Below are 5,113 nucleotides of genomic sequence, written 5' to 3'. Positions count from 1 at the left end.
TTGAGAAGAGCTCGGGCGATTAGTACCCCTCGGCTGAGCGCGTCGCCGCGCTTGCACCTGGGGCCTATCAACCAGGTGGTCTACCTGGGCCCTTACCGAAAGGAGAACTGATCTCGGGAACGGCTTCCCGCTTAGATGCCTTCAGCGGTTATCCGCGCCGGACGCGGCTACCCGGCCATGCCGTCGGTCGACAACCGGTTCACCGGAGGTCCGTCCACCCCGGTCCTCTCGTACTAGGGGCAGCCTCCCTCGATTCTCCTGCGCCCACGGAGGATAGGGACCGAACTGTCTCACGACGTTCTGAACCCAGCTCGCGTACCGCTTTAAACGGCGAACAGCCGTACCCTTGGGACCTGCTCCAGCCCCAGGATGCGATGAGCCGACATCGAGGTGCCAAACCTTGCCGTCGATGTGGACTCTTGGGCAAGATCAGCCTGTTATCCCCGGAGTACCTTTTATCCGTTGAGCGACGGCCCACCCACGCGGGGCCGCCGGATCACTAGAGCCTGCTTTCGCACCTGCTCGACTTGTGGGTCTCGCAGTCAAGCCCGCTTGCGCTCTTGCACTCTGGAGGACGGTTGCCGACCGTCCCGAGCGGACCTTCGCGCGCCTCCGTTACCCTTTAGGAGGCGACCGCCCCAGTCAAACTACCCACCTGGCACGGTCCCCGGGCCGGGTCACGGCCCCGGGTTAGGACGCCGGGCGCGCGGGGGCGGTATTCCAAGGTCGGCTCCGCCGGGGCTGGCGCCCCGGCATCTCAGCCTCCCGCCTATCCTCTACGCGCGCGTCCAGCGGCCAATGCCAAGCTGCAGTGAAGGTTCACGGGGTCTTTCCGTCCTTCCGCGGGTAGGTCGCATCTTCACGACCAGTGCAATTTCACCGGGTCCATGGTCGAGACAGCGCCCAAGTCGTTGCGCCTTTCGTGCAGGTCGGAACTTACCCGACAAGGAATTTCGCTACCTTAGGACCGTTATAGTTACGGCCGCCGTTTACCGGGGCTTGGCTTCGCCGCCTCGCTTGCGCTAACGGCTCCGCGTGACCTTCCGGCACCGGGCAGGCGTCAGACCCTATACGTCGCCTTGCGGCTTCTGCAGAGTCCTGTGTTTTTGGTAAACAGTCGCTTGGGCCTCTTCACTGCGGCCGGCCTCCGCTCCGGGGGCGAAGCCCCTTCACGTACGCGCCGGCACCCCTTCTCCCTAGGTTACGGGGCCATTGTGCCGAGTTCCTTGACCATGGTTGACCCGATCGCCTCGGTATGTTCTACCCACCCACCTGTGTCGGTTTGCGGTACGGGCGGAGGGGCCCCTGCCTAGGGGTTTTTCTGGGGACCTCGGGCTCACTCGCTTCGCTTCAGTCGCTTCGTCCGGAGCCTCGCCCTCGCGCGGGACGGATTTCCCTGTCCCGCGGGCCGCGCTCCATCACGGGGGCGTCCAGAACCCCGCCGAGCCACCCCGATCCGTCGCCCCGTCGGTCGTGACGGTTCCCCTCCGGTGCAGGAATGTCTGCCTGCTGCGCTTCGGCTACGCCTGCCGGCCTCGCCTTAGCCCCCGACTGACCCTGGGGGGATTAGCCTCGCCCAGGAAACCTCGGGTTTACGGCGGACGAGTTACTCTCTCGTCTCTCGCTACTCATGCCAGCATTCTCGCTCGCGCGCGGTCCACGGCCCGGTTCCCCGGCCGCTTCGCCCCGCGCGCGACGCCCCCCTACCGATGAACTAGGTTCATCCCGCCGCTTCGGTACCGCGCTTAGCCCCGTGTATTGTCGGCGCGCGCCCACTCGACCAGTGAGCTGTTACGCACTCTTTGAAGGGGTGGCTGCTTCTAAGCCAACCTCCTGGTTGTCTGCGCGAGCGCACATCCTTTGCCACTCGGCGCGGATTTGGGGACCTTGGCGGGCGGTCTGGGCTGTTTCCCTCTCGAGCACACAGCTTAGCCCACATGCTCTGACTGCCGGGATCTGGGCCTGCGGCATTCGGAGTTCGGTTCGAGTCGGTAGGCGGCGAAGCCCCCTCATCGATCCGGTGCTCTACCTCCGCAGGCGAACTCCCGACGCTAGCCCTAAAGCTATTTCGGGGGGAACGAGATATCTCCGGGTTTGATAGGCCTTTCACCCCTATCCCCAGGTCATCGGGGCACTTTTCAACGTACTGCCGTTCGGCCCTCCACGGGGTCTTACCCCCGCTTCAGCCTGCCCAGGGATAGCTCACCCGGCTTCGCGTCCGCGGCACGCGACTGGAACGCCCTGTTCGGACTCGCTTTCGCTACGGCTCGCTTCCCAGCTTAACCTCGCCGCGTGCCAGCGACTCGCTGGCTCATTCTACAAAAGGCACGCCGTCACCCCGCGAGGGGGCTCCGACTGCTCGTGGGCGCGCGGTTTCAGGTACTGTTTCACTCCCCTCCCGGGGTGCTTTTCACCTTTCCCTCGCGGTACTCGTGCGCTATCGGTCACAGGAGAGTGTTCAGGCTTGGATGGTGGTCCACCCAGGTTCGGACCGGGTTTCACGTGCCCGGCCCTACTCAGGCGCCGCGTCCGCGCCCGACCCGAGGGTACGCCTACGGGGCTGTAACCCTGTGCCGCCGGCCGTCCCATGCCGTTCGGCTCCCCTGGATCGGTGCGCGCCGGGGGCGGCAGCCCCCGGGCGTCGCGGCCCTACAACCCCGGCGGCGCGAACGCTGCCGCGCGCATGCGCCCGCCGGTTTGGCCATGGCCCCCTTCCGCTCGCCGCTACTCGGGGGATCTCGCAGTTGATTTCTCCTCCTCCGGGTACTTAGATGTTTCAGTTCCCCGGGTTGTCCTCCCGGGGGCTATGGATTCGCCCCCGGGATGCCGGAACCTCTTCCGGCGGGTTCGCCCATTCGGAGACCCGCGGGTCGAAGGGTGTGTGCCCCTAACCGCGGATTATCGCAGCTTGCCGCGTCCTTCATCGGCTTCCTGTGCCAAGGCATCCGCCGCGCGCCCGTGATATCTTCTCGTTGCCGTCTGATATCCGCGCCCCGGGGGCGTCCCCCGGGGCGGCGCGAACATACCGGCCGGGGCTTCTCGCCCCGGCGACCAGATGCTCATTGCTACTACCCATATATAAGGATCGTTTCGATCAATCCGTGTACATGTCGCAGAATCGATATCCGTTCTTCACTCTGTCAATATCGCTATCGAATCGTATTTCGCTCTCGCCGGACGCCGTGTCGGCGTCCGGGCTCGCTATGCGGCTCTCAAGGTACGCGGGGCGACCCCGGGGACCGGACGCTGCGGGGAAACCGGGGAAGGCCGAGCGGGCACACCTGGCCGTAGCAATTGTGAGATATGTTCTCTTTCTTCCCAAGGAAGCTGGTTCTCCCTAGAAAGGAGGTGATCCAGCCGCACGTTCCCGTACGGCTACCTTGTTACGACTTCACCCCCCTCACCCTCCACACCTTCGACGCCTCCCCCCCTCGCGGGTTGGGCCGGCGGCTTCGGGTGCAGACGACTCGGGTGGTGTGACGGGCGGTGTGTACAAGGCCCGGGAACGCATTCACCGCGGCATGCTGATCCGCGATTACTAGCAACTCCGACTTCATGGGGGCGGGTTGCAGCCCCCAATCCGAACTGGGGCCGGCTTTCAGGGATCCGCTCCCGCTCGCGCGGTCGCATCCCGCTGTACCGGCCATTGTAGCACGTGTGCAGCCCAGGGCATAAGGGGCATGATGACTTGACGTCGTCCCCGCCCTCCTCCGGCTTGACGCCGGCGGTCCCGCATGGGTGCCCGGCACTACCCGATGGCAACATGCGGCGGGGGTTGCGCTCGTTGCGGGACTTAACCCAACATCTCACGACACGAGCTGACGACAGCCATGCACCACCTGTGTCGGCTCCTTCCGGCCACGGGGTCTCCCCCGCTTCACCGACATGTCAAGCCCTGGTAAGGTTCTTCGCGTTGCTTCGAATTAAGCCACATGCTCCGCTGCTTGTGCGGGCCCCCGTCAATTCCTTTGAGTTTTAGCCTTGCGGCCGTACTCCCCAGGCGGGACGCTTAATGCGTTGGCTGCGGCACGGGGGGATCGTCCCCCCACACCTAGCGTCCATCGTTTACGGCTGGGACTACCAGGGTATCTAATCCTGTTCGCTCCCCCAGCTTTCGCGCCTCAGCGTCGGTCTCGGCCCAGAGGGCCGCCTTCGCCACCGGTGTTCCACCCGATATCTGCGCATTCCACCGCTACACCGGGTGTTCCGCCCTCCCCTACCGGACCCAAGCCGCGCGGTTCGGGGGGCGGCCCGGGGTTGAGCCCCGGGATTTGACCCCCCGCCTGCGCGGCCGCCTACGCGCGCTTTACGCCCAATGAATCCGGATAACGCTCGCCCCCTACGTATTACCGCGGCTGCTGGCACGTAGTTAGCCGGGGCTTCTTCTGCAGGTACAGTCTCGTCTCGTCCCTGCTGAAAGCGGTTTACGACCCGAAGGCCTCCATCCCGCACGCGGCGTCGCTGCGTCAGGGTTGCCCCCATTGCGCAAGATTCCCCACTGCTGCCTCCCGTAGGAGTCTGGGCCGTGTCTCAGTCCCAATCTGGCCGGTCGGTCTCTCAACCCGGCTACCCGTTGTCGGCACGGTGGGCCGTCACCCCGCCGTCTACCTGATGGGCCGCGGAGCCATCCCCCTCCACCGGAGTTTTGCCCGCGCCGGGATGCCCTGGCGCGGGGTCATCGGGTGTTACCCGCCGTTTCCGGCGGCTATCCCCGGGAGGGGGGCGGGTTCTCCACGTGTTACTCAGCCGTTCGCCACTCGCTTCCTTCCGAAGAAGGGTGCCGTTCGACTTGCATGTGTTAGGCGCGCCGCCAGCGTTCATCCTGAGCCAGGATCGAACTCTCCGTCCAATTCAAAGGCCCGCTCGAGGCGGGCCGTGAAGGCCGGGGTGCCCGTCCGGCCGGCATGACGCCGATCGGATCCATCTCGTATGCGTTCGCATCTTCTGGAGTTAAAAGGAACTTCGCGGGGCCTGGCGTCAAGCCAGACCTCACTCGTCACTTGGTTCTTCTGGTACACGATCGCACCGGGATCGGTGCTCGTCTTCCCTAAAGTTCCTCGCAGTATCCGGTTCTCAAGGTGCCCGCCTGCGCGGCCCCGCCGCGCGGCAAGGA

The 5,113-nt window shown here is 65.3% G+C and carries 2 rRNA genes; both read right to left on the bottom strand.

The features are described 5' to 3' along the window. Positions 1–2,972: ribosomal RNA gene (locus QVN30_RS11385) — 23S ribosomal RNA — on the bottom strand. A gap of 369 nt (positions 2,973–3,341) precedes the next feature. Beyond that, a 16S ribosomal RNA gene (locus tag QVN30_RS11380) occupies positions 3,342–4,849 on the bottom strand. The 16S and 23S rRNA genes sit together here, the layout of an rRNA operon. Positions 4,850–5,113 lie beyond the last annotated feature (264 nt).

The sequence above is a fragment of the Collinsella ihumii genome, assembly GCF_030385545.1.
Classification (GTDB): domain Bacteria; phylum Actinomycetota; class Coriobacteriia; order Coriobacteriales; family Coriobacteriaceae; genus Collinsella; species Collinsella ihumii.
Note: the sequence above shows the minus strand (reverse complement) of the source record. Positions and strands in the feature narration are given on the sequence as shown.